The sequence below is a fragment of the Pedobacter sp. KBW06 genome (assembly GCF_003852525.1).
In the GTDB taxonomy this organism is placed as follows: Bacteria; Bacteroidota; Bacteroidia; order Sphingobacteriales; family Sphingobacteriaceae; genus Pedobacter.
On the sequence record NZ_QAJL01000001.1, the window covers coordinates 325,445 to 350,924 of the forward strand.

General features: G+C 42.7%; 22 protein-coding genes. 9 read left to right on the top strand and 13 right to left on the bottom strand.

Annotation, left to right across the window (positions count from 1 at the left end):
* The first annotated feature begins 2 nt into the window (after positions 1-2).
* The 4 genes from DBR43_RS01270 to DBR43_RS01285 all read left to right on the top strand — a co-directional run bounded on the left by DBR43_RS01270 (position 3) and on the right by DBR43_RS01285 (position 3,728).
* Positions 3-1,547 (top strand): DUF6850 family outer membrane beta-barrel protein, encoded by a 1,545-nt coding sequence (locus DBR43_RS01270; RefSeq protein ID WP_124577156.1) that lies wholly within the window; start codon positions 3-5, stop codon positions 1,545-1,547.
* A gap of 14 nt (positions 1,548-1,561) precedes the next feature.
* A complete protein-coding gene (locus DBR43_RS01275; RefSeq protein WP_124577158.1) occupies positions 1,562-2,710 on the top strand; it encodes a cytochrome-c peroxidase in 1,149 nt (382 codons plus the stop codon).
* Positions 2,711-2,781: 71 nt separating this feature from the next.
* Positions 2,782-3,288 (top strand): sigma-70 family RNA polymerase sigma factor, encoded by a 507-nt coding sequence (locus tag DBR43_RS01280; RefSeq protein WP_124577160.1) that lies wholly within the window; start codon positions 2,782-2,784, stop codon positions 3,286-3,288.
* 5 nt (positions 3,289-3,293) lie between these two features.
* On the top strand, positions 3,294-3,728 hold the full coding sequence (locus DBR43_RS01285; RefSeq protein WP_124577162.1) for a DUF3995 domain-containing protein: 435 nt from the start codon (positions 3,294-3,296) through the stop codon (positions 3,726-3,728).
* 8 nt (positions 3,729-3,736) lie between these two features.
* Here DBR43_RS01285 and DBR43_RS01290 read toward each other — a convergent pair whose 3' ends face one another.
* The 3 genes from DBR43_RS01290 to DBR43_RS01300 form a co-directional block, all read right to left on the bottom strand.
* Positions 3,737-4,426, bottom strand: coding sequence for a hypothetical protein (locus DBR43_RS01290; RefSeq protein WP_124577164.1), 690 nt, complete (start codon positions 4,424-4,426; stop codon positions 3,737-3,739).
* A gap of 84 nt (positions 4,427-4,510) precedes the next feature.
* Complete coding sequence (locus tag DBR43_RS01295) at positions 4,511-5,359, bottom strand: AraC family transcriptional regulator (protein ID WP_124577166.1); 849 nt, start codon at positions 5,357-5,359, stop codon at positions 4,511-4,513.
* Between the two features lie 55 nt (positions 5,360-5,414).
* Entirely contained in the window at positions 5,415-6,881 is a 1,467-nt protein-coding gene (locus tag DBR43_RS01300; RefSeq protein WP_158622395.1) for a PLP-dependent aminotransferase family protein, read from the bottom strand.
* 117 nt (positions 6,882-6,998) lie between these two features.
* Here DBR43_RS01300 and DBR43_RS01305 point away from each other — a divergent pair, with 117 nt between their 5' ends.
* Positions 6,999-7,469: a cupin domain-containing protein gene (locus DBR43_RS01305; protein WP_124577169.1), complete on the top strand. Its 471-nt coding sequence runs from the start codon at positions 6,999-7,001 to the stop codon at positions 7,467-7,469.
* A gap of 65 nt (positions 7,470-7,534) precedes the next feature.
* Positions 7,535-8,419, top strand: coding sequence for a dihydrodipicolinate synthase family protein (locus DBR43_RS01310; protein ID WP_124577171.1), 885 nt, complete (start codon positions 7,535-7,537; stop codon positions 8,417-8,419).
* 67 nt (positions 8,420-8,486) lie between these two features.
* Here DBR43_RS01310 and DBR43_RS01315 read toward each other — a convergent pair whose 3' ends face one another.
* The 9 genes from DBR43_RS01315 to DBR43_RS01355 all read right to left on the bottom strand — a co-directional run bounded on the left by DBR43_RS01315 (position 8,487) and on the right by DBR43_RS01355 (position 18,729).
* Entirely contained in the window at positions 8,487-9,242 is a 756-nt protein-coding gene (locus DBR43_RS01315) for a leucine-rich repeat domain-containing protein (protein WP_124577173.1), read from the bottom strand.
* Between the two features lie 12 nt (positions 9,243-9,254).
* On the bottom strand, positions 9,255-9,860 hold the full coding sequence (locus DBR43_RS01320; RefSeq protein ID WP_124577175.1) for a hypothetical protein: 606 nt from the start codon (positions 9,858-9,860) through the stop codon (positions 9,255-9,257).
* A 104-nt stretch (positions 9,861-9,964) separates the two neighbouring features.
* Positions 9,965-10,180 (bottom strand): hypothetical protein, encoded by a 216-nt coding sequence (locus tag DBR43_RS01325; RefSeq protein WP_124577177.1) that lies wholly within the window; start codon positions 10,178-10,180, stop codon positions 9,965-9,967.
* 92 nt (positions 10,181-10,272) lie between these two features.
* Positions 10,273-10,764, bottom strand: coding sequence for a nuclear transport factor 2 family protein (locus tag DBR43_RS01330; RefSeq protein ID WP_124577179.1), 492 nt, complete (start codon positions 10,762-10,764; stop codon positions 10,273-10,275).
* A 184-nt stretch (positions 10,765-10,948) separates the two neighbouring features.
* The gene (locus DBR43_RS01335) at positions 10,949-13,321 is read right to left on the bottom strand and encodes an ABC transporter permease (RefSeq protein WP_124577181.1); all 2,373 of its coding nucleotides are present in this window, start codon (positions 13,319-13,321) and stop codon (positions 10,949-10,951) included.
* Between the two features lie 154 nt (positions 13,322-13,475).
* Positions 13,476-14,009 carry a DUF1572 family protein gene (locus tag DBR43_RS01340; protein ID WP_124577183.1) on the bottom strand — a complete coding sequence of 178 codons (534 nt, stop codon included), beginning with the start codon at positions 14,007-14,009 and terminating at the stop codon, positions 13,476-13,478.
* 17 nt (positions 14,010-14,026) lie between these two features.
* A complete protein-coding gene (locus DBR43_RS01345; protein ID WP_124577185.1) occupies positions 14,027-15,187 on the bottom strand; it encodes an MFS transporter in 1,161 nt (386 codons plus the stop codon).
* 48 nt (positions 15,188-15,235) lie between these two features.
* A complete protein-coding gene (locus DBR43_RS01350; RefSeq protein ID WP_124577187.1) occupies positions 15,236-16,369 on the bottom strand; it encodes a PepSY-associated TM helix domain-containing protein in 1,134 nt (377 codons plus the stop codon).
* 8 nt (positions 16,370-16,377) lie between these two features.
* Complete coding sequence (locus DBR43_RS01355) at positions 16,378-18,729, bottom strand: TonB-dependent receptor (protein WP_124577188.1); 2,352 nt, start codon at positions 18,727-18,729, stop codon at positions 16,378-16,380.
* A gap of 182 nt (positions 18,730-18,911) precedes the next feature.
* Here DBR43_RS01355 and DBR43_RS01360 point away from each other — a divergent pair, with 182 nt between their 5' ends.
* On the top strand, positions 18,912-19,310 hold the full coding sequence (locus tag DBR43_RS01360) for a YtxH domain-containing protein (protein ID WP_124577190.1): 399 nt from the start codon (positions 18,912-18,914) through the stop codon (positions 19,308-19,310).
* Positions 19,311-19,407: 97 nt separating this feature from the next.
* On the opposite strand, the gene DBR43_RS01365 is transcribed toward DBR43_RS01360, so the two are convergent.
* Complete coding sequence (locus DBR43_RS01365) at positions 19,408-20,562, bottom strand: MFS transporter (protein WP_124577192.1); 1,155 nt, start codon at positions 20,560-20,562, stop codon at positions 19,408-19,410.
* 312 nt (positions 20,563-20,874) lie between these two features.
* Here DBR43_RS01365 and DBR43_RS01370 point away from each other — a divergent pair, with 312 nt between their 5' ends.
* Both DBR43_RS01370 and DBR43_RS01375 read left to right on the top strand, forming a co-directional pair.
* A complete protein-coding gene (locus DBR43_RS01370; protein WP_124577194.1) occupies positions 20,875-24,018 on the top strand; it encodes a SusC/RagA family TonB-linked outer membrane protein in 3,144 nt (1,047 codons plus the stop codon).
* Between the two features lie 10 nt (positions 24,019-24,028).
* A complete protein-coding gene (locus tag DBR43_RS01375; protein ID WP_124577196.1) occupies positions 24,029-25,468 on the top strand; it encodes a RagB/SusD family nutrient uptake outer membrane protein in 1,440 nt (479 codons plus the stop codon).
* The last annotated feature ends 12 nt before the right edge of the window (positions 25,469-25,480 follow it).

Sequence of the window (25,480 nt, forward strand, 5' to 3'; positions counted from 1 at the left end):
TTATGCGTTTTAAAGCAATAAAAATATACAGTGCAGCTTTGCTCCTGACCGGCAGCTGTTTTTCTGTCATCGCCCAGGATTCCCTGAACGTATGGAACATTAACCGAACTGTCAGTCAGAAGCAGGATTATCAGCTGACCATTAGTTCCGGTCTGTTTCTTTTGCAAAGCCCGATAAAACGGACTTCTTTATCTACCATCAGTTACGAAAGTTTTGGAGGAGGCTTCAAACTGGCACAACAAGGGAAGAGCAACAACCGGATCAGCTTTCAGTCGGAAGGCATCAGGACCATAAAAAACCTGAAACTCTGGGGCAGTTTCAAATACCAGTCTGAACAGAATGAAAGCATCCGTTTCAGTCACCGGACAGACAATACCGACCCGGCCCCTTTTTATTATGGATCGGAAAAAGCTGTTCATTACAGTCGCACAGATTACCAGCTCAATGCACTTGCTGCCTATCCCCTGCTAAAAAACACCGCCATTGCCCTTGCCCTGGATTATGGAATGGGCGACCATTACAGCACCAACGACCCAAGAGCAGTGCTTAAACATTTCCGACTCATCCTGAAACCCGAACTGATCTACAGAAAACCAGGTTTTGCCATTGGCATCAATGGAACTTATGGCTACGGTCAAAACGAGTATCAGGTTGATTACAGAAACAAAGAATACTATGAATCAGACTCCTATCCGGAGTATGTCAATTACCTTGTAAATGGCTACGGGGTGATCAGAGATGCCCTGGACTTCTCTGACCGGGTTTTTATGATCAATAGAAAATGGAAAGGTGCAGGACTTCAGGGTACTGCAAAAGCCTTTGACGGAGAATTTAAAGGCAGTCTTTCTTATCTCCTGCGCGGGGAAAAATTTGAGCGGGGCAACTCTTCCGGAAAATATGCCAATAAAGAGAACTATGGAATATTCGATTTAAAAAAATGGGAAGCCATGCTCAGGTACATCAACGGTCAATGGGCTGCAGGCCTGTATTGGGAACAGGAAGAAGGAAAGGAATACAATGTCCGCCTGGGTGGCAACAACTATTTATACCATGCGCAAAAACTGCAGTTCAGCCTGATCAATACCCTGCTCCTTCAACAGAAAAAACTCGAACTGGGCATTCTCTTATCTGCCCGAAATGCCAATCAGGTAGATGGAAATTACGAAATCGGAAGAGACCGCTCCCTTGCCGGTGCTGGGATTCTTGTCGGCAGGGAATGGCTCCACAAAGCGCAGCAAAACTTCAGGACCCTCTTTTCTGCGAGTTACTATCTTCCCTACCAGACCCGGTTTGACTTTAACCCCTCAAAGACCAACAGCTTTATCAAACAAGTAATTGCTGCTGATGCCGCAATGGACCTGCAACATTACCTGGAACTCAGCGCATCCGCACATTATATGATTCGTTTAAAATCATTTAACTGGCAATTTGGGATTGAAGGTAAAGGGGTTCTTGCCAACGCTTCCCGTCCTCTGCCTTCCATTGACAGCTACCTTCCGGGAAGAACAGCTTACCGTGCAAACCTCAGCGCCTCCCTCTTTTTCTAAACACATTACCGATCATGAAATACAAAGTTATAAGCCTTCTTTTTTTGTCCTACATCCTGCTCATCAGCATTTCATTTAAGGCAGGGGTCCCGGAAGAATTTCTGAAGTCGCTGAGGGCCCAGTATGAGAAAGACCCGAAGGAATGGCCAAAGCCAGAAGTAGATTCAGGAATTGTCTGGAAAGAGCTTGCCGCGATGACTTATCCAGGAAACAGTGGCAGAGACAGCAGCAGCATAAAAAAAGCACAATTGGGCAAACTTTTATTCTTTGATCCCCGCCTCAGTTCCTCCAATCAGATTTCCTGCTCCAGCTGTCATGATCCGGAGATGAGCTGGACCGATGGCAGAAAACTGGCCATAGGGCACGACCATCAGTCTGGGATCAGGAACACCCCATCCATTCAGAATCTTGCTGAAAACCGTTTATTTTTATGGGATGGCCGCCGCAACACGCTTTCTGCTCAGGCCAGAGAAGCGATGGCAAATCCGGTAGAAATGCATGTAGACCTGGATCAGCTCCCTGCAAAGATCAGGAAGATCAAGGGCTATAAGGTTTATTTTGAACAAGCTTTTGGAAAAGGCAGCAAATACGGAGAAGAACAGATCCTGGAAAGTATTGCTGCCTTTGTGGCCGGGATCAGCAGCAGACCTACACGATTCGATAATTTTATGAAGGGCCGTAAAAGGGCCCTATCGGATCAGCAGATCTGGGGACTTCACCTCTTCCGGACCAAGGCCAGGTGTATCAACTGTCATAACGGGGCGATGTTTAACGATGGAGAATTTCACAACCTTGGTTTCAGCAACTATGGAAAGCCAAACCAGGACCTCGGCCTTTACAACATCAGCGGGAATCCGGCAGATATCGGCAAGTTCAAGACGCCTTCTCTTCGGGATGTGATGCGCACAAGCCCATGGTTTCATGATGGCCGTTTCAATGAGATGGAAGCATTGATCAATATGTATACTGCCGGAATGCCGCAGCCAAAACCACGAGTCGCACAGATCCAGGATCCAAACTACCCGAAATCTTCTCCCCACCTTAAAAAGCTGGACATCAACCTGGAAGAAAGGGCAGCCATCATTTCTTTTTTAACAGCAATTACAACTGCTCCTCTGGAATTTAAAAGACCAGAACTGCCCTCAAATGATCTAAAACAATAAAAACTTGTATAGTCAGCCCAGATACCGTAATATTGCATTTTATTTTTAATCAGTCTAAATAAGCTTACTATATGAAGGGGAATACTATAGAACTTAAAGACATCAGGCAGCTGTTTGATCAACATTACAGTTCTTTATGTAAGGTAGCTTATCATGTTGTTTCAGATGCGAATCTGGCAGAAGATATTGTACAGGATTTTTTCTTTGAAATCTGGAAGAAGAAATCGGCAATCCATCTGGAGGGAGAATTTTACCATTACGCCTGTCGTTCTGTAAAGAATGCAGCCATTAGTTATTACCGGGATAAGAAAAACTACCTGACCATTGTAACCGACGAACTGCCGGAAGAACGCACTGATGATCAGGCTTATAACCATGACATAGATGAGCGTGTAAAAAAGATTTACGCCATAGCAGAGCTAATGCCGACCAGGAGAAAGAAAATTTTCCTGCTTAATAATGACGATAAGCTAAAGTATTCCGATATTGCGGCTTTATTAGGCATCTCTGTAAATACCGTAAAGACACAGATCAAACTTGCCTATCAGTTTATCAGACAATACAACAATACGAACTAACAACAATGATATTTGCACTAGTCGCCATCAATACCTTAATCTTTATCTTCCTTTCTTTGTTGCACATTTATTGGGTTTTTGGAGGAACCTGGGCTTTAAAAAATGCTTTACCGGTAAGAGTTAGCGGTGAGCAGGCCATGAAGCCGGGTAAGTTTGGAACCCTGATCGTAGCATTGGGACTTGCCTTATTTGCGTTCATCACCCTCGCAAACATTGGCATTGCTGATTCGCTGGTCGACAGAAGGTATATTCACATTGGCACTTATGTGATTTCCGGAATTTTCTGCCTTCGTGCCATCGGAGATTTCAAATATATAGGGTTGATGAAAAGCATCAAGGGAACCAATTTCGCAAAAGAAGACACCAGGACTTATGTTCCGCTCTGCCTTGTGCTTTCTTTATTCAGCTTATCGATCCCATTGATGACCTGCGGACAATAAGCAGGTCCCTACCACCAGAACCCCTGTACTTTTACCGCAGCATCAAAATCCGGCAGGTTCCTTATTTTTTGTTTCAGGCCAACCACCATGGGTACATTTCCGGCGATGTATATCGCATTGCTTCCCCATTGCTGTTCTTTAAGCCAGTTGTGCAGGTTATCAATGTTACTGCTCAGCTTTTGAGGAATCGCTTCGAGTAAAGTATCAAAATAACTGGCAAATTCTGCACGGTGGTTTTCTTCTTTGATGACCAGTGCACCGGCCACATTTCCTTTCCCCACCAATTGCTCCAGGGCCAGAAAATGCCCCACACAGGAACTGTCTCCGAGACACAGGATTTGCTTTCCATCTACAGGTTTGGCATTCGTCCCTCCGATTCCAAGGTAACAGATCTGATCGCCTTTACGCAATTGAGCAACCCATTTGCTGCCATCTCCATCATGCGAAGCATCGATATAAAGGGTGCAGGTCTGTGTTTCCGCATCCCAGCTTGCAGGAGTATAATCCCTGTACACGTATTCCGCAACCTTTGTTTTCATATGTTGTACGGAAGTCCATTTGTCCATATCTACCCCCGGGAGGTGCAGGTCTACCTCGTAAAAGGTAGAAGGGTTCCAGCTTCTGACTTCCAGAACAATCCCTTTTTTACCCAATTGACGTTCGATTAATTGCAGTGCTTTCTTCTTTAGCATATTCATACCTCTATCATTTTATAATCCATTACAAAACAACAGCAAAAAGAAAACAACCACAATGCAGGATCAAGGGTAACTATTGGACGATTAACGGTAACTCTTCCTGAACTTCCCCGCAGAGATTCCGGAAACCTTGGTAAACAATCTCGAAAAATAGGTGTGATCGGCGAAACCCAATGAGAATGCAATCTCCTTCAAACTTAGATCAGTATGGTATAATAAACGTTTTGCTTCCAGTATAATCTCATGATGAATCCAGTAGCTCACCGGAAACCCGGTATTGGACTTTACGACTTCATTGAGGTAAGTGAGGGAAATATTAAGCCTGGCCGCATATTCAGCTGGTCCCTTAACCGTTTTAAACTCCTGAAGCAATAATGTTCTGAACTGCCGGGTCAGCTGCACCGGCCTGGTATTTAAGGCTTCACTTTTAGGCTTAGTCAGAAGGTAAGCTTCGGTCAGCATCCCGATATAGGAAGAAAGCAGGGAATGAACGATCTGTTTACTCAGCGGCTGATGCATATCCAGGAACCTTTCATGCACCAGATGGATACATTGCTTAAACTTATTGTTGCCGGTCTCGTCCAACAGCAGCGGTTCCTGCTCCAGAATCACATGCTCCAGAATCTGACGGTATTCTTCCGCAACCAGCAGCGTTTCCACTGCAAGAAACCAACCTGAGGAGTTTTTTGTATTCAGAATATGGTGTACCTGTCCGGGGATAATATACAGTAAGGCACAGCCCTCCACATCGATCGTCTTAAAATCGAGCATGACCTGCGTCGTCCCCTCTTCCTGAAAAATGAAAATATAATGATCATCCCGATGTGCCCCCAACAGGGTTGCACGGTTCTTATCTATGCTTCGGAAGTAAATCATTTCCAGGCCTATACCATTGCGTTCGGCCATTTTATGGACAGGTATATGTTGTTTCATTTGTGTTCTGTTAAATTATAACGCTCAATTAATCAAATATTCAGAGAAAAAAACATTAAGGGATTAAGGAAGCGATGATCTGGATTCCCCGTTCCAGTTCCGCTTCGTCCAGTGCTGCATAGCCCAGACGCAAGGCATTTAAAGCTTCTCCATTGAAAGAAAACCTTTCCGTAGAGATCACCTGGACACCATGTTTCAATAAAAGTTCTGAAAAGGCAACAGTGTCAACCGGCTTTTTAAAGCGCAGCCAAAAGGCCAGGCCTCCCTCAGGAAGCTGGTAATCCGCTTTTTCTTTTAAATAACGGTCCAGGTATTTACTCATCAGGGACCTTCTTTCTCGATAAATCCCCAATGCCCGTTTCGCATGTTTGTTGACAATCCCTTCTTCCATCAATTCCGCCACTGCATTTTCCATCACCGGATCGCCCTGCCGGTCTATGGTCATTCTCAAAGCTGCCAGGGAATCAATAAAAGAGGCCGGACCAGCGACATAGCCTACCCTTACCGCCGGAGCGATGAGTTTACTCAGGGAACTGATATAGATCACATTCTCTGCACGATCATAACTGGCCAGGGGCAACAAACTCCTCAGTCCAAAATGGTAATCATGGTCATAATCATCTTCTATAACTGCAAATCCATATTGATTGGACAGCGCCAGCAGTTGCAGCCTCCGGTCGGCTTTCATGCTAACTGTAGTGGGAAACTGATGATGTGGGGTAACATAAACCGCCTTTAGCGGACCTTTCTTACAAAGTTGCTCCAGCTTCGCAATTCGGATCCCCTGTTCATCAATCTCCACAGGTGCAATCGTTGCTCCTGCATGTTTGAATGCTTCAAAAGCGGGCCTGTATCCCGGTGTTTCCATCGCTACGATATCCCCAGGTTTGATCAGAATCTGAGCCGTAAGGTACAGTGCCATCTGGCTCCCCCGGGTAATACAGATCTGATGAATTCCAAAACTTAAGCCACGGTCCATAGTCAGCATGGTGGCAATAGCGGTACGCAGTCGCTCTTCCCCCCTTTCATTGGCATAACCCAGCATTCTCCACCTTGCCTTTTGCTGAAAAATCCGCTTATATGCACGGGCCAGTTCATCCAGGGGGGCCAATTTTACATCCGGTAATCCATCATTAAAAACAATCAAAGGAACTTCGGCATTTACAGTCGATGGCATTCCGGAGCCAAATGCAGTAAAGGAAAAATTCTTTACCGAAGAGATGCTTTCCTCATTTCTTTGTCGGCGCCGTTCTTTTTGTTTCGGCAGCTTTTCAGAAACAAAGGTTCCTTTCTTATAAGCGGTTTCCAACCAGCCCTCTGCCATCAGTTCCTCATAAGCAAGAACCACCGTTTTACGGTTTACACCAATGTCGGCAGCCAGGATCCGGCTTCCCGGCAAGGACATTCCCGGTTTTAGCCGTCCTTTTTTGATCTCTCCGATGATCCCGTCGGCAATCTGCTGGAACACAGATTTATGACTTCCTAATTCGATGTTCAATATGGTTTTCCAAGGTCTCAGCATCTGGCCCATTAGTTTTAGTAAAAACTGGATGATTTTAGTCAGCCAAAAATACACAAAATTTGTCCTGTCAAAAGGAATTGACATTTAATAATTTCTCCATATTTAAAATTCAATATCATGAAAACAACAGCAGAAAAAACAGCACAACTATCTTCAAAAGATTTCCATCAAACCTTTGCCCGCCCAAACTATGTAAGACCTGAGAAGTTCATACACAGGAATGTAGAACAGGCAGGTGTCCATAATCAGTTCTCTACTGAAAGAAAACATCCGGTGTTTTTTGTAGACCTTCCTACCAGAAATGTAAGCATGACCATCGGCGGACTTTTACCGGGACAACTGACCAATAAACACCGCCATACCTATGAAACCGTATTGTTCGTCATTGAAGGTAAAGGCTATACCGAGATCGAAGGTGAAAAAGTAGAATGGCAGGCAGGAGATGCGGTTTATATTCCGGTATGGGCATGGCACCGTCATCAAAACCTGAGTGATACTGAACCGGCAAAATACATCGCCTGTGAAAATGCACCACAATTACAACACCTGGGCGTAGCCTTAAGAGAAGAAGAAGGCAGAGACCTGTAAGCACGTTAACGCTCTCTTTTAAAAACGTTCTCTCTCTTTCATTTTTAATTCAAACTCCAATACACATGAATAACCATACATTTAAGGGCATCATCGCCTATCCAATTACCCCTTTCAATACACAGCAGCAGGTAGATCTTCCATTATTCAAAGCACTCGTAGAGCGCCTGGTTACGTCTGGTTCCCATGGTATCGCACCTCTTGGCAGCACAGGAGTGATGCCTTACCTCAATGACGAAGAAAAGGAAGCCATTACAGAAGCCACCATTCAGCAGGTAGCCGGAAGACTTCCCGTAATTACAGGGATATCCAATCTAACGACCGAAAGGACCATTTACCATGCTAAATTTGCAGAGAAAGCAGGAAGCAACGCAGTAATGATCATTCCAATGAGTTACTGGAAACTAACGGACAACGAGATTTTCAGTCATTATGAAGCCGTAGCAAAAGCGATCTCGATCCCGATCATGGCCTATAACAACCCGGCTACAGGTGGCGTGGACATGTCTCCGGCCTTACTGAAAAAGCTATTGGAAATCCCCAATGTGACGATGATCAAAGAAAGTTCGGGAGATCTGCAGCGCATGCATACCCTCCGCAGGGATTTGGGAGAAGACGTTGCTTTCTTTAACGGTTCCAATCCCCTAGCCCTGGGTGCTTTTGCAGCAGGAGCATTGGGATGGTGCACCGCAGCGGCGAACCTGATTCCTGAATTGAATATCGATTTATACGAGGCCATTCAAAAGAACGACTTACATGCCGCTCAAAATGTCTTTTACAAACAACTTAATTTGTTAAAGTATATTTTGGCAAAAGGTCTTCCAAGAGCCATTAAATCAGGGTTGGAAATTCTTGGTGAAGATGGCGGAGAACTGAGGGGGCCATTAAAACCACTAAACAGCCAGGAAGTAACAGAATTGGCTACTTTACTAAATGCACTAAAAGCATAGATCCGGGATTCTTAACCCGGGCCTCCCTGCCTGGGTTAAGAATTCTCATGAATTTCGATCAGCGGGATTACCATTGAAAATCTTTAAGACTTACAGTTCCACTCATATTAATGCTGCTCAGCTGAGTATAGCTGCATTCCAATGATTTCAGCTTTCTAAGCCCCGTCACATTCAGCGAAACAAGCGGATTCTCCCTCAAAGAGATTTCTTCTATTTGCTTAAATGCCGTTAAATCCAATGCGGACAATAAGTTTTCATCCATTCTCAACATCCGAAGTTCAGGACATCCCGTTAATTTAAAATCTGACATCATATTTCTTTGAAACTCCAGGGCTTTCAGATTAGGCATATTGCTGATCGCCAGCTTCCAGAGTGCATTGTCGTGCATCTTTATCTCTTCAAGCTTTACCAGTCCGGTCACATCCAATGCTTTGATCTTATTTTGGTGGAGGTACAATAGGGTCAAATTAGTTAATCCTTTAACATTGACGCTTTCAATAAGATTGCTGTAACCAAAAACCTGCTGTAAGTTTTTCATTCCCTCCAGGTCCAAAACCCTCACTTTGTTGTTCCAAAAGCTCAGTATCTGTAAATTTGTAAAGCTCTTAATACCGGTCAGAGACCCGATTTCAGCCTGATCAAGCTTCAACTCTGTCGCCTTTTGTGCTTCCGAAACCTGGATTTCCCCATCCCCGTTTAAATCCAGACCAAGGTAAATCAATTGCTTTTTAAAGTTCGGATCCGGAATTTTGACCGTTTGGGCTAGCGAATATTGAACTGAAAGTACCGCAGCCAGAACCAGGATAAGATATGTTGTTTTCATTTTTTTTCTTTTTTAATTGCTCAGCACTACGTTCGTCACTGCTCCTGCATCTTTAACCTCCACAAAAACACCCAATTCATTTTCAACATCTACATTGTATAAATAATCTTCATAAATTGGTGAGGAGCCAAGGGCATAACCATAGACATTGTAGGAAGTCACCGTTCCCGTTTGCACAGCCTTTGTCTTGGTTTTCTGGTAGCCGATCCAGGTCATGATATAATATTTACCCGGTTTGATATGGGCAAATTCAAAATGTCCCTGATCGTCGATATACCTTCCCTGGACCCGATAAGTAAAAGCATCATTGCTCATCGTCGCTTCTTTTTTTGAACCCCGGTACTTTTTCTTAAGTTCCAGAAATTCTGTAAAATAGGGCGTAACGGGAAACAAGATGATCTGTCCTCCTTTCCCGTTGAAGTGATCCTTTCCTTTCTTTTTAATGACACCAACACCACGAATGGTTGCAGTACCCGGTTCCATTAATTTTGAGGTTTCGGCTTCGTTAAAAGCTACAGTGGGGAAAATCCATTCTTTGGTTTTTTGAGCATGCGCAGGAAGGAATATGGCAGTTATGAATAGGAAACAAACCGATACCTTTAATATTTTATGGATCATGAAATTCTTTCTAAGCCCAAATAAAGCGAATAAAAAAAAGCAATACAATACCAGGAAACCGGTATTTTCTACAGAAGATCCGGAATTTTAAATCAGCTCAGGACTTAAGCAGGATCATTCTTTTTGCTGACATGTTCAGCGAGCTCATAGCCCCCTGACTCCCCTTTATCTTCCAGAAAAAGCAATATAATCAGGGAAATGATCGGAATCAGAAAGGAAATGAAAAACCAGAAAAAAAAGCTTCTACCCATGCTTTTCGCAAGAATTCCAGCCACGGTCTGTGGAATCAGCAATACACATATTAACAGCAATTCTGGCATATTTGAAACACGTGATTACAGGAAATTACGTGTTTCAAATATAACAATTAGTGGCTAAAAGAACAGAACGATTAGCGGCCTAAAGCTAAAAACTAATGATCATAACTGATCACCCTTGTCATTTTCCAAACGCCGTCTTTAAGTTCCCAAACCTGAACAAACTTAAAAATGCCGATTTCTTCTTTTCCATTCTCTGTATGGGTAAACTGATGTACCCCTACTTCTATCGCCCCAAAATCTTTAAGCGGATACACTTCAATGCTGCCAATCAGCTTTCTCTTCAGCGGAGAAGCGCTATTACTGGCAAACATCTTTTTAAAGCTCTCCATCGTCTGCTGGTAATTGGTCACCTTTCCACCATCGTTATAAAACTCTACGTTCTCTGCAAAAACATTGCTCAGTGTTTTCAAATCCTGGGTATTAAAAGCATCAAAGCAAACACTGTCCATATGTACAATAGCACGATACAGCTTCTCATCTTTCACCACATAGGCTTTCCCCTGAGCTTTCAGGCCGGAACTAAAAACAAGACTGCTGAACAACAGGACTGCTGCGCTAAAAAAATGAATGGAGGTTATTTTCATCGGTATATATTTTTCTTTTATTGGTTTAAGGTTGTTTCATTTCTATATCAATAATCTTTTGGTCTTTCTTTTCCGCGGATTGCCAAATAATGCCTGCATATGTTTTTGACTTTGACCTGTAGCGAGAGTCGAATGCAGTAAGCTCATTAGCAGCCAGCGAATTGCCTGTTAAATAAGTTCATCTTTATTCTGCTTTAAGACATTTAATCGGATCTGCAGCTGCAGCTTTTATCGATTGTATCGCGACCGTAAGCCAGGAGATCAGTAATGCCAGAAGACCGGCAGCAACAAAATACCAGACCTGCAATTCTATTCTGTAGGCAAATGTATTGAGCCAATACTTCGTCATGATATAACTTAGCGGAAGCGCGATCAGGATCGCCCCGACGACCGGTTTCGTGAAATCCTTTGATAAAATGACAACCAGACTCAGTTCAGAGGCCCCCAATACCTTTCTGATACCGATCTCTTTAAGCCTTCTCTCTGCGGTAAAGGTAGCCAGTCCGAATAAACCAAGACAAGAGATGATCACTGCCAATGCAGAGAAATAACGGGATAATATCGCCACCCGATTCTCTGAAACATATTGCGCCTGAAAATCCTGATCCAGGAATTTATAATCCAAAACGAAACCCGGGTTAAAACTTTTATAGAATTTCTGAAGATCTGCTACCGTCTGTTTTTCCATTCCTGCTTTGATCTTAATCATCACTCTGGTTAAATTATTGGGTTCAAATCTAAAGAACATCGGCTTCACCTCTGTATGAAGAGATTCAAAATTAAAGTCTTTCAGCACCCCAACAATCTGGTAATCTTTGCCCCATAAACCAAAGATCTTCCCTACCGGATCTTTCATTCCGGTTACCTTGATTCCAGCTTCGTTGATCAGAATTTTGGTGCTATCCGATCCGTATTGATCGGAAAAACTGCGACCGGCAACCATGGTCATCCCCAGCGTTTCGATCAGGCCGGTTCCGATACTTCCCTTTTGAAATTTAACCAGTTCTTTAGGATTGCGTCCCTCCCAGTTGAAATCACCGGTAGTTGAACTCAGGTCACCCAGCAGATTCCGGTCCATTCCTGCGGCATTCAGCACCCCCGGAACCTTTTTCACCTCCGACAAAAAAGCATTTACATTTCCTTTCAACCGCCCTTCAGTTTCAAAATACAATACATTGTCTTTTTTAAAACCCGGGCTTTTGGTCTGTACAAATTCTATTTGTTTATAGATCACAAAAACGGATACAATCAAGATGACTGAAAGGGTAAACTGGAATACGACCAGGCCTCTCCTGGTCCACAACTCGCTCAGGGTAGATCCTAATTTCCCTTTTAATGCTGCAGCCGGATTAAAACCCGAAAGATACAGTGCAGGATAACTACCAGACAACAAGCCCGTAAATAACGCGATCCCGAGAAAGGTCAATACCATACTCAGGTTGAAATTTAAAGACAGGTGTTTATCCGTAATTGAATTAAACTGAGGCAAAAACAATTCTACACCCAGTAATGCCAGAAATAAAGCCAAAAATGTCAGCATCACAGATTCCGACAGATACTGCATGATCAATGATTTCCGGCTTGCACCCATTACTTTCTTAATCCCCACTTCTTTCATCCTTCTGGAGGCTTTGGCGGTAGATAAATTCATAAAATTGATACAGGCAATTACGAGAATGAAGACAGCGATCAGTGAAAACAGCCGCACATAATCGATTCTTCCTCCGGTCATTATGCCATTTTCATATTTACCATACAGGTATCCATCAGCATATGGCCGGATAAACAATTCCCGGTAAGGGTGGCCTTTACCTCCCATATAACCTTTGATCTTTTTAGCAAACTGATCAGGATCTGCCCCATCCTTTAAAACAACAAAGGTATTCGGTCCACGGTTTCCCCATTTCAGATAGTAAGAGGCTTTAAACAAAATTTCCGTGGTTACAAGAAAATCAAAATGTTCTGAAGAATTACCTGGAAGGTTTTTAAAAACACCGGAGATCAACACCTGATTTTCGCCTTTTAGTTCTGAATTTATCCAGGCCATTTCCCTTCCAACCACATCGGTTGTATGGAATAATTTCTTTGCCAGTTCTTCTGAAATCACAATATTGTTGACGCCTGTCAGGATCTGATCTATATTTCCAGAGATCAGTGGATAAGAAAATACTTTAAAAAAGTCTTTTCCCGCGAATTTTCCCGCAGCTTTTATGGCCCTTCCATTTCCCGTATATACTTTACTCTCTTCCAGCCAATAGGTTGGTGAAGTGGTCACCGCCAGCGCTACTTCCGGCATTTCTTTAGCAAATGACTCGGCAAGCAAGCCCGCAGTACCGTCACCAGTGCTGATTCCGATACTGGTCTTTTCATTTTCCATCACCTGAAAAAGCCTGCTGTTATTCGTATGGAACTTATCCATCTTCAGTTCATCTGCTACCCAGAGGTAGATCATTAAAGCGCAGCAAAGCCCGGCAGAAAGCCCAAACAAATTGATTAAGAAAGAGCTCTTATATCTTTTGAAGTTCCGGTAAATCAGTAACAGGTGATGTTGAAACATAATGATCGTTTTTTATCCTTCAATGCCAATCACATGCCATAGCCAAAAATCTTCATTAACTCCACGTAAAAGCACTTTTCAAATATAAGTGTTCACATCCGGACAGTATTGCTGTACAAATTCGGACAGGAACTGTTCCGCCGGGGCCATATCCTCAGCTTGTTTTGCTTTGATTCTCTTTTGCCTGATTAAATGCATTCGAACCTCCTCTTGGAATCGACAAGGAAGTCCAGTTTTCCGAGCACATCATTTTACCTATAAATACAATTTGTCCGATATGGTAAGGATAATGGGCCAGCTGCCTGTTAACTGCTTCAGTTACGGAGAGGGCCTCATGGCGGATCAAAATTTCTCTGCTAAGATCTGTGTCTTTTAAATCATAGATCACCTCCAGAAAACACTTCCAGCCCGCATCCCAGCAGCGCAATAGTTCTGCTCTTGATTGCAAGTCGTTGTCAAATTCTGATTCCCGGTTTCTGTTTTCCTTTTCCCCATCTGTGGTAAAGAAATCCGTCCACCTGGAGATCATATTTCCGGAAAGGTGCTTCACAATGGTTGCGATGCTGTTGCTTTGAGGATCGTATTGCCAAAACAGCTGTTCATCAGAAAGCTGGGCAAAGGTTTTCTCCCCCAATGCCTTATAATACTCCAGCTGATGTTTCACACTTTCCAGATAGTTTTTAGCCATCTGATAAAATTAGAGAATTATTTAGCTAAAATCATCTTTTTATTTCTGCTGATCAGCATCCAGGCAAAAAGTGCACCTGTTAAGGCCATTACCGTTCCTACCCATACCGGCGAGGTATAATCATACCCAGCAGCCAATGGTAATCCACCCAAAAACGCACCCAGTGCATTTCCGATATTAAAGCTCGCCTGACTTACCGAAGCGGCAATCATTTCAGAGCCTTTGGCCGTATTGATCATCAGCATTTGAATCGGTGCAGCAAGTGCAAAAGCAACCGCACCAGTAACAAAGGTCATCACAAGAGAAAGTACCTGATTGCCGGAAATATAGTGAACGATAAATAAAGCGATGGCCATGGCAATCAATAGAGACACAGAAGCTTTTGCCGGAGAAAAGCGGTCTGCCAGTTTTCCGCCGATGAAATTACCAACCAACATTCCCAAACCTGCAAGAACAAGAATATAGGTAATGGAATCCGGAGAAAATCCGGAAACATCGGTTAACAATGGTGCGATATAACTGTACCAGGAGAACAGCCCTCCTGTTCCGATAGCGATCATCAGAATGATCAGCCAGGCTTCAGGAAGCTTGAAAAAAGCAAGTTCTTTTTTTAAATCCCTGTCTTTTGTTGCAGAAAGATTCGGCATCCAGAGCTTAAGGCTCAACAAAGTAATCAGTCCTACGATGACGATGATCACAAAGGTATATCTCCAGGAATAATGATGTCCGATATAAGTTCCCAGGGGAACACCGATCACATTCGCGATCGTTAAACCCGCAAACATGAGTGATACAGCTTGTGCTTCTTTTCCTTTTCCGGCGATGCGGCTGGCCACAACAGAACCTACCCCAAAGAAGGCGCCATGTGGAAGACCGGCCAGAAAACGGGCGGCAAGCATCGTGATATAATCAGGAGAGAAAGCAGAAAGGGCATTAAATGCAGTGAACATCACCATTAAAGCCAAAAGGATCTTTTTCGGAGGATAACTTCCGGCAATGGCAACCAGCACCGGAGCGCCTACCACAACACCAAGCGCATAAGAAGAAATCAGGTGCCCTGCCTGAGGAATGCTAATGTTCAGGTCTTTGGCGATATCGGGCAATAAGCCCATCATCACAAATTCTGTGATCCCGATCCCCAGTCCGCCAAGGGTTAATGTGAGTAAACTTTTCTTCATAATCTGCCAAAGTTAGTGTAAAAAATACACCAGGCAAATTTAGGAAAATTAAACAGAGAGATTCGTCGTACTTAGGTCATATCGAACCCTGGAAACACTCGGTTTCTTTTTCTTTTTTCTCTTTTTCCACCAAATGACAAATCCGGTAACCGGCAGGCTTGCAGAGATTAAGCTGGCAAAAAAAGCAACAATTTTACCAAACCATCCGAAGAGTTGCCCCGTATGCAGGTCATAATTCGTGGCCTCATAGAAATCGGCTCTATTAAAATCCTTGTACAACTTGGAACGCAGCAATTGTCCGCTGGCCTCATCAAAAAAGAAAGAATTCTGATTTCTTGCCCAGCGGTAAGGATACATGGTTCTCAACCGGAGTTCTCCGTTTTTCCTCACCGATATCGAGGAAGAAGTTACGCCCGGATACTGAAGCAATATAGACTGGTATATCTGGTTATAGCGGCTGGCAAGCGGTTCATGATTTTCCTTTTGCAGCACATTTTTCTCTTTCTTCCCCTCGCTTAGTTTGGTTCCTGTAAAAAAGCTGACCCCTGTTTTCACCTCTTTAAAAGCAAAATACAACCCTGATAAGGAGACTACGATCAAAATTCCGGAGGCATAAAAACCCAGTACGTTATGAAGATCGTAATTGACTCTTTTAAAGGAAGCCTTCCATTTGATAGAAAGCGATTGCTTTAGCAAACGCATCTGATTTGGAAACCATAGCACCAGGCCTGTCAGCAACATAAGCACAAAAATCACCACAGACCACCGTTGAATCACTTCTCCAACCTCTCCTAAAAGCAGGGTTCGGTGTAAATCCAGTACCACACTCAGCCAGTCGGCCCCTCCTTTATTAACCAGCTGACCATCATAGGGGTTAAAATAATAAACTTTTTTTTTCTTACTGCTGACTGCAACTGTGGCATTGGGCTCAGACTCCGTCATCCTGATCAGGGTAATCTTTTCTTTGGGTGCCAGCTGTTCGAAGTTCCTGATCACCTGATCGAGTCCAACAAATGGCTTCTGCTGAACCGGAACATATTTATATTCCTTTTGCGTTAAATCTCTGATCTCTTCTTCGAAAACATACAGACATCCCGTCACACTGATGATAAAAACCACCAGCCCGGTAGCTAAACCGAGCCAGAGGTGTATCTGCCTTATTGCATTTTTAAATTGCTTCATTCTTTTCATTAAAAGGCGTATCCCACAGAAAGATTAAATCTTCGTCCATTGCCTCTTACATAGTTGATGTCACTTCCGTAGAACTGAGATATACTTGGGTAATAGCTTTTGTTCAATAAGTTTTCAATTCCAAGGTTTAGGCTCAAAGCCTGATTTACTTTATATGCCGCTGCAAAATTAAACAAATCGTACGCTTTTACCGGACCTTCGCCAATTAAATACTTTCCTGTTTTTTCATTGCGTTTGAAGCGGTCCCTGCTGCCCACATGCATCCAGTTCAGGTCGACACTCAAGCCCTTAACTCCTGAATACCTCAGGTAAGCCGTTGTTTTAGAAGGAGGAATCCGGGTGGTATTCAGGTAAACATCTGTAGGCCCGTCAAATTTACCATCGTCGTCCACATCTCCTTTACCTTCCACTTTTGCATAGTTACCACCGATCAGTAAACCATCGACGATTGGATACTCTGCCTGAATTTCAAACCCATACACCCTTTCCGGGATTCTTTGGGAAATGTACCTTCCATCTACTTCCAGCAGGTTTGCACCTAATTTGGAAGTACTTAAATAATACGCAGCGCTTAAGTTTAATTTCCCTAATGTACTGCTGAAACCTGCCTCATAGTTATTTACGATGATCGGTTTTGTTTCCAGTTGGGACAAAGTATTACTCGTGGCCACCCTAAGGACCCTTCCCACTTCAAATACAGAAAAAGACTGGGCATAACTTACAAAAGGATTGAACACTTTCCAGGCAGAATACCTTGCTCCTGCATTAAATACAAAAGCATTATAATTTAAAGTTCCGCCTTTTACCGCGATGTTTCCCGTTCCGTTTGGCCCGGCCAGTGTGGTAAAATCATTCACCTTAATGTCCATATTTTCGGACCTTAAACCTGCTTTTATGGTCAGATCTCTGAGGATATTAGCTGTGGCCTGAACATAAGGTGCCAGGTTGAGCATGTTCATTTTTGGGACCCATTCCCGGCCATCTACCAGGTTCTGTGCCGTTTTATCATTCAACAGGTCCAGGCCATAATTCACCTGCATCAACACTGAAGGAGAAAGCGTAAAAGGGGTGTTTAAGTTTAAACGTGCTCCCTTTTTTGTAGATAAAAGGGCCGATTGTCCGCCGCCCAAAAAGGAGGCACTATTGGAATAGATGGTATAAAAATCCTGATAATACACGTTTGCCGTAAGGTCTGTATTCCCCACTATTTTCTGATTGGTATATTGAAGGTTTGCATTGTGGTTAAAACGGGTTCCTTCATCCACACCTGGTCTGATCCCCCGGACACCAATAGCCGGTGAACTTCCATAAACGCCTGCCTTCGTTACATAACGGGAATCCTGTCTGGAACTGAAATAGTTGTACATCAGGTCCAGGCGTTGTTTTTCAGAAATGTCGTAGCCCAGTTTTGCATAACCATTGTAAGACTTGGTTTCTCCAAGACCGTACTCCGGCGAGATCACCAATGCTTTGGCATCCCGGTATACCCCTGTTTTTTCATACATACCGCTAACGATATAATCGAACTTCTTCAGTTTACCATAGAACTGCTGCGTTGCCCGGTAGCCAATGGTACTATCGCCTTTTGTATTACCGGTGAGGCCGATTTGTGAATACCCGCCAAATGTCTTTCCTGAATTGCCTTTTTTAGTGATATAATTGATCAATCCGCCTTCTGCACCATTTCCATAAATGGCCGTCGCTCCTTTGATGACTTCCACGCGTTCAATCACAGAAGGATCAATGCTTCGGATATCTCTTCCTCCTGCCCTTAATGGCGTAGACTGAGGAATTCCATCGATCAGGACAAGTACATTTCTACCACGCAGGGTTTGTCCGGAATTTCCGGTTTGATTAGTAGCCATTCCAAGTCCCGGAACGCTGTAGGACAGGATATTTGCAAGATTAGGGCTGATGATGGATTGTGTACTGATGTCTTTTGCCGTCAGGATCGTTACGGAAGATGGGGTCTGCGACAAAGATTCTGCCCTTCTGCTGGCAGAAACGATCACCTCCGACAAATCCGCAGGTTGTTCCTTCAGCACGATCTGAAGCTCTGTACTTCCCCCTGCCGGAACCGACACTTCTTTTTGTTGCTTTTCGTACCCGGTGATCGAGATCGTCAGGATATAATTTCCCGCCGGAATCCCCGTAAAGCTAAACTTACCGTTCTTATCTGAGCTGGTTTTAAGACTCAGTTTCTTAATGCTGATGTTAGAAAAAGGGATATATTGATTTAATGAATCTGTTACTGTTCCTGTAATTGTTGCTTTGCCAGTCTGGGCAAATAGATTCCAGGGTAAAAAGAGCACAAAAAGTGCAGTAAATAAAAGTAAAGGTTTAAGCTTCATGTATGGAGGTTTTGAGCGGCAAATATAGACTAATTTAGATTAATTACAAATAGAGCAAGCCGCTGCTCTCCATCCCATTCTTTGAGCTAATTCATTTTTTTTCAAACACTTTGAAAAACCAGGTGTTGCTATACCAAAGGGTAACTCCCCGATTATATGTGATCTACAAAAAACATAACCTTATGAAATACAATAATTTTCGAAAAGCAATCTCTTCTTTAACGACTCAGAAATCGGATTCAACTTTGCCTGTAGTGGCGCTTTTAACCGGACTTGCAGTGGGCGCTGTTATCGGTGTGCTGTTTGCACCTGAAAGAGGAGCTGACATCAGGACCAGGATTTCGGATAAGGCAAAAGACCTTTCCGATAATGCGAAAGATAAATTGCAAACGGTGAAGAATAAACTCCGGACAAATGGCCAGGAATTGTCTGAGCTGAAAGAAGAAGTAGTGGATAAAGTAAAGTCTAAAGCCAAAGAGGCAGAAGACCTGAAAGATGAAGTGGTTGAGGAAACCAAGTCCAAAGCTAAAGATTTGGCAGCGGATGTGAAGTCAGCGGCAGATAAGGTGGCAAACAGTTAAAATAACCGCGTATCAACGCTAATCTAAAATATAAACAAGGCCGGAGATTTCTTCTCCGGCCTTGCTCGTATACCATCAGACATGAAATTTAAGTCCATTAGTTGTTAACCTGATCCGTCAGCTTTTGATGGTTAAAAAACAACCTCGTGATTGGAATCAGCAACAGTCCACACAATGCAAAAATGATAAAAGAGACCCTTAAGTTAAAGGCGTGTGCGAGGTAGCCGATCAATGGCGGCCCTAATAACATTCCTGTAATGGAATAAGTGGCAATTATAGAGATGGCCATTCCGGGAGAGTATTTTTTCGAAGCTCCCGCCAGTGCATAAGACATGGGAATGATAGAAGCAGTACCAAAGCCTACCAAAGAAAAACCAGCCATGGCCGTCCAGAAAGTAGGAAAAATAATGGCAAGACTAATTCCGGAAATGATAAATGCCGCACTCATAATATAGGTTTTTGGCATTCCAAATCTACCAATAATAAAGTCCGACAGAAATCTGGAAGCTGCCATAAAAGTCATAAAGACCAGGTAGCCATAAGTAAAGATCTCCACCTTAATGATCTCCTGAAAATAGATCCCACTCCAGTCGAACATCCCTCCTTCGCAAATTGCGCATAGAAAAACAACAATTCCCAGGTAAAAAATATAAGGATCCGGTTTGCTCAGAATCAGTTTATTTCCTGTTTTTGAACGATCACCACCAAGCAGGAACTGATAAGAATATAGCGTTACCAACAGCATAATGCAGGCAACAATAGAAAAATGGAGGTGAATAGATACGTTTAAGCTCAGCAATAAGGTAGAGAGCAAGATCCCCGCGATTCCTCCAATACTCCAGTACCCATGAAAAGAGCCAATAATTTTCTTTTCAAATTGCTTCTGTAAAGTCAGGGCCTGCGTGTTCACAGAAATGTTAAAGATCCGCGTGGTAAAAGCGAACATAACCACCGCCGCAACAAGGCTATAGATATTTTGTGCAAAGCCAATCAATGCCAGGGAAAAAGCATTCAATGCATATCCCCCCGCCAACGGGACCTTACTATTGAATCTGGAAATCAACCAGCCTGAAATGGGAAGCCCCAGCAACGATCCCACAGGAAGTGCCAGTAAGATGCTCCCCAGCTCCGCCTCATTAAAATCGAATGTTGTCTTTATTGTCGGAATTCTCGATGCCCAGGTGGCAAAGCTAAAACCTGAAATAAAAAAAAACAGACTTAAAAAGAAACGGTGCTTTTGCTTGGAAATCATTGGGGTTATTTTTATTCCGCAAATTTAGCAATTCATTTTGGTCCCTCCCTTCAATCAGGCATAGAATATGGATTTCATCTGCCGAATATCAATAATGGTGTAATCGTATAGAGATAAAACGTTCCGTAGGTCCCAAACAAAAATATACCTAAACAGACAATCAGGAGCCTAATAAACTGATAACCAACCCAATTTACCCAAAAAACTGTCATTTATACCCGGAAACTGGTATTCTTATCAGAATAACACCGTTTCGTTTAAAAAAAGTAAAATTATTTTTACATTGCAATATTATTAACTAACCTTATTTTTATGAAAAAAATCTTACTAAGCTTGTTTGTTTTCATGCTCATTGCTGGAACAACGGTTGCGCAAAACCGGACAATTACAGGTACAGTTACAGATCAATCAGATGGCAAACCGCTGCCAGGAGTCAGTGTACGCATCAAAGGCGGAGTGGGTGGATCTCAAACCAACTCACAAGGAAAATATTCACTAAGTGTTCCTCAGGGGGCCACTTCACTGGAGTTTTCTTACATAGGATACACCGCTCAATCAATAGCCATTTCCTCAGAAAATGTAGTTAACGCGGTGCTACAAGCCAATGCAACAGAACTCGGAGAAGTCATCGTTATTGCTTACGGTACCACCACCAAGGAATCTTTTACTGGTTCCGTAGGTACTGTAAAAGCTGCAGAACTTAGAGACAGGCCGGTAACTTCGGTAGATAAAGCACTACAGGGTACAATTCCTGGCCTGGTGGTTAAAAGTAATTCAGGACAACCGGGATCAGCCGCTCAGGTAAGGGTCAGAGGGGTGGCATCCATCAACTCTAATGCTTCACCTTTGTATGTAATTGATGGGGTTCCAATGAATACTCAAGACGACATCAGTATGCTGAGTATTTCGAATAATCAAAGTACCAACGTTTTATCTTCCTTAAATTCAGAAGACATTGAGTCTGTCAACGTACTGAAGGATGCGGCATCGGCAGCCCTATATGGAGCAAAAGCTGCAAATGGGGTGGTGATTATTACTACCAAAAAAGGTAAAGCTGGCAAGACTAAAATTCAGGCTGGTGCAACGTTTGGATTCTCCGATCTTGCGGTAAAACAACATGAGCTGTTAAATGCTTCAGAATATTTTGGTGTTTATTGGGATGCCAACTACAAAAAATACATTGATGCAGGACAGGCTCCAGCGCTGGCCACAACAAATGCCAATAAAGAAACCATTAGAATTCTGGGCGTAAATCCATACAATACTGCAAATCCTTATTCTGCTCAAGGTGTATTGAGTAGTGGTGCCGCACTTAACTATGATACCGACTGGAGAGATGCAGTATTACGCACCGGTAAAAACAAAGATTACAATGTGAGCTTTAGCGGAGGAACTGAAACCACTAAATTTTATGCATCAGGAGGATACTTCGATCAGGAAGGTATTGCTTTGGCTTCTTCCTTTAAACGTTATTCAGCTAAGTTAAATTTGGAAAACAAAGCTACAGATTTCCTAACCCTGGGAATGTACAATACGCTATCCTATACAGATCAACTAGCGCCTTCCGGAGGTACCAACGGATCCAGTCTCTTAGGATTCACAAACAATGTATCAAATGTTTATCCATTATATGCGAGAAACGCTGATGGCTCAATTAAGTACGATGTAAAGGGAAACCCAGTTTATAGCTTTGACAATAAGATGTTCAAAGATTACAACCCTGTTTTTTTAAGTGAAAATGATAAATTCTCGACACAAACTGCCAGGGTAATTTCTTCAGCCTTTGCAGAAATTTCTTTCCTTAAAGACTTCAAGTTTAAATCTATGTTCACTGTAGATTACCTCTCAAATCGTGAGTTGTTATTTTATAACATGGAACATGGTGATGGTGTTGCAGTTGGTGGAAGGGCATCACGCTTTGCTGCAAGAAATTTAAGTTTGACCATTACCAATACATTAAACTACAACAAAACAATCGGAGCTCACGTTTTTGGATTTCTTGCAGGTCAGGAAGCATCAAAAACAAATTATGACATGGTAAACGCTGTAGGAACAGGCTTTCCTTTTCCGGGAGTATCTGAACTCAGATCTTCTTCTAAAGCAGCTGGTGCAGATTCTTATCAGACAGATTACCGTAGTTCAGGATATTTCTCCCGACTTACCTATGCTTATGACAATAAATACTTTCTTTCTTCAAGTATAAGAAGAGATGCCTCATCTGTTTTTGGAATTGACAGTAAATGGGGTACTTTCTGGTCTGTGGGCGCTGCATGGAGATTGAAACAGGAGTCATTTTTACAGGATGTAGATTGGTTGACTGAACTGAAACTGAGATTTAATTATGGAACAGTTGGAAATGATAAATTCATCTCTACAAACACAGAATTATCCAGATATGCTTCTTTAGATTTATATGAACTTGGATTTAATTATGCAGGTGCAGGTGGAACCTCCTACAGTCAATTAGGAAACGCGAAATTGCAATGGGAGAAAAACACCAATACAGATTTTGGTTTGGAGTTTCGCTTATTTAACCGCATCAACGGAGAGGTCGTTTACTACAAGCGCGCTTCAGATGGTTTACTGTTTGCTAAACCATTATCCATGGTAACAGGTTTTAAAGACATTAATACCAACCTTGCTTCTATGAATAACAAAGGTATAGAGGTAAGCCTTAGCGCGGATGCGGTAACAACAAAAGACTTTAACTGGAATGTCGGAGTAAACTTTGCAAGGAACACGAATGAAATCACCAAACTAAGTCAGAATGAAGTTGTTGTCGGCTCAAAAAGATACAGAATTGGCGGCGATCTTTACCGTTATTTCATTCAGGAATATGCTGGTGTAGATCCTGCAGACGGAAGGGCATTATGGTACAAAGATCAGACTGATGCCAACGGGGTAACCACTAAGGTGAAAACCAATGTTTACACTGATGCAACCAATTATGAGCAAGGCTCTGCCTTCCCGAAACTGACCGGCGCATTCAACAACAGATTCACCTATAAAGACTTCGATCTTGGATTTATGGTTTATTTCAGTCTTGGAGGAAAAATCCTCGATAACAACTACCAGACTTTAACCGGAGATGGTACAAGCCCTGGAAAACAACTATCGAGAGATGCGTTGAATGCCTGGAAAAACCCTGGAGACAACACCAACATGCCACGATTCGTCATCTCCAATAACACCTTTAGCTCCAACCGATCAACACGCTATTTATTTGACAATACCTACGCAAGGTTAAAAACTGTCTCCTTAGGTTATACCTTACCTAAAAGCCTGATGAACAAAACCGGAATCCTTCAAAATGCAAGGGTATATGTGATGGGTGAAAATGTATTAACCTGGGCCAAACACAAAGGAGTAGATCCGGAGTTTGATTTTGATGGAGTTGCTGGAAATGAGATTCCAAATGTAAAAACATTCTCTTTTGGTCTTAATATTGGATTTTAGTCTTAGAAAAATGAAAAACAGATATATAACAATTTACATGTTCGGATTACTGATGGTATCCGCAACAATATTTAACGGATGTAAAAAGAGCGACCTCAGTCCAACACCAACAACCGCAATTGACGCAAACGATGCTTTTACAAGTCCTGGAAAAGTTGAAGCTGCTATGGTGGGTTTGTATAACCTGCACGCTTCAGGCAGGTATATGAATGCCATGCTTTTGCAGGCAGATATCAAAGGGGAAGACATCTTTGTCAGAGAATCTGGTAACTATGGAAGGTTTGCTCAGGCATATAGCTATGCTGAAATTCCTACGAGTATTCAGCAGGCATTCTGGGAAGCTGGTTATCAGTTGATCGCAAATTGTAACCAGGCTATCCAAAAAATTCCTTTGGCCCCACTTACTGATGCCGATAAAAAGAAATATCTTGCAGAGGCCAGAGCAATAAGAGGCAGTACTTATTTTAACCTGATCAGATGCTATGGAAAGCCGTACACGCTTGATCCGACTGCACCGGGGGTACCAAAATCTGAGTTACCTCTTAACGCAGATTCAGAAACACTTGCAAGAGCATCAGTTAAAGACATCTATGACTTTATCCTTGCAGATCTGAATTTTGCTGAACAAAATATGTCCGCTTCCCTAACAAAAATATCCAGGCTGACCTTACCGGCAGTTCAGGGTCTTTTATCAAGAGTATATTTAAGCATGGGCGACAAATGGGTGGAAGCCAGCAAATTTGCAAAACTTGCAAGAACAGGTCACCCTTTAGATGATAATGCTACATTACTGAATGGTTTCTATAAAGCTTCAGGAGAGTGGATCTGGGATATGGAATATACTGCAGATAATAATCCTGGCTTTGTGGGTGCGGCTTCATTCCACGAACCTTATGATATTGGCTATAGTACTTTTAGAGCGGATATAAATTTTCATGCCCTATTTGGTGCTGATGATATTCGTAAGCAACAATTTCTAATCTCAGATGCTGGCTACGATGATCCCTTACTTCGTGATGAGGAAGTAGAAGATGCAGGTGGTTTTCTAATGAACAAATTTTACTTTAAAGATGGGTTCGACGCTTCAGTAGTATTAATGCGTTCTGCTGAAATGTTTTTAAATGAAGCGGAAGCAGAAGCGGAACTAGGAAACTCAGGACCTGCTCAAGCGGCTTTATTTGAAGTACAGCGTCGTTCGATCCCGGGAGCTGTAATCTCCACGAACACAGGTGACGCCTTAAAAAGCGAAATTCAGATCGAAAGAAGAAAAGAGCTTTATGGTGAAGGTTTTAGAATCTTTGATATCCTGAGGAGAAAAGAGACCTTGAAAAGAACCAGCACTTCTCATTGGCACAAAGTAAACATGGCTCCTGGCGATAACAAATTCCTGATGCCTATTCCGGTGGAAGAAATCAATGCCAATCCAAAAATCACACAAAATCCACGATAAGGATTTGACACG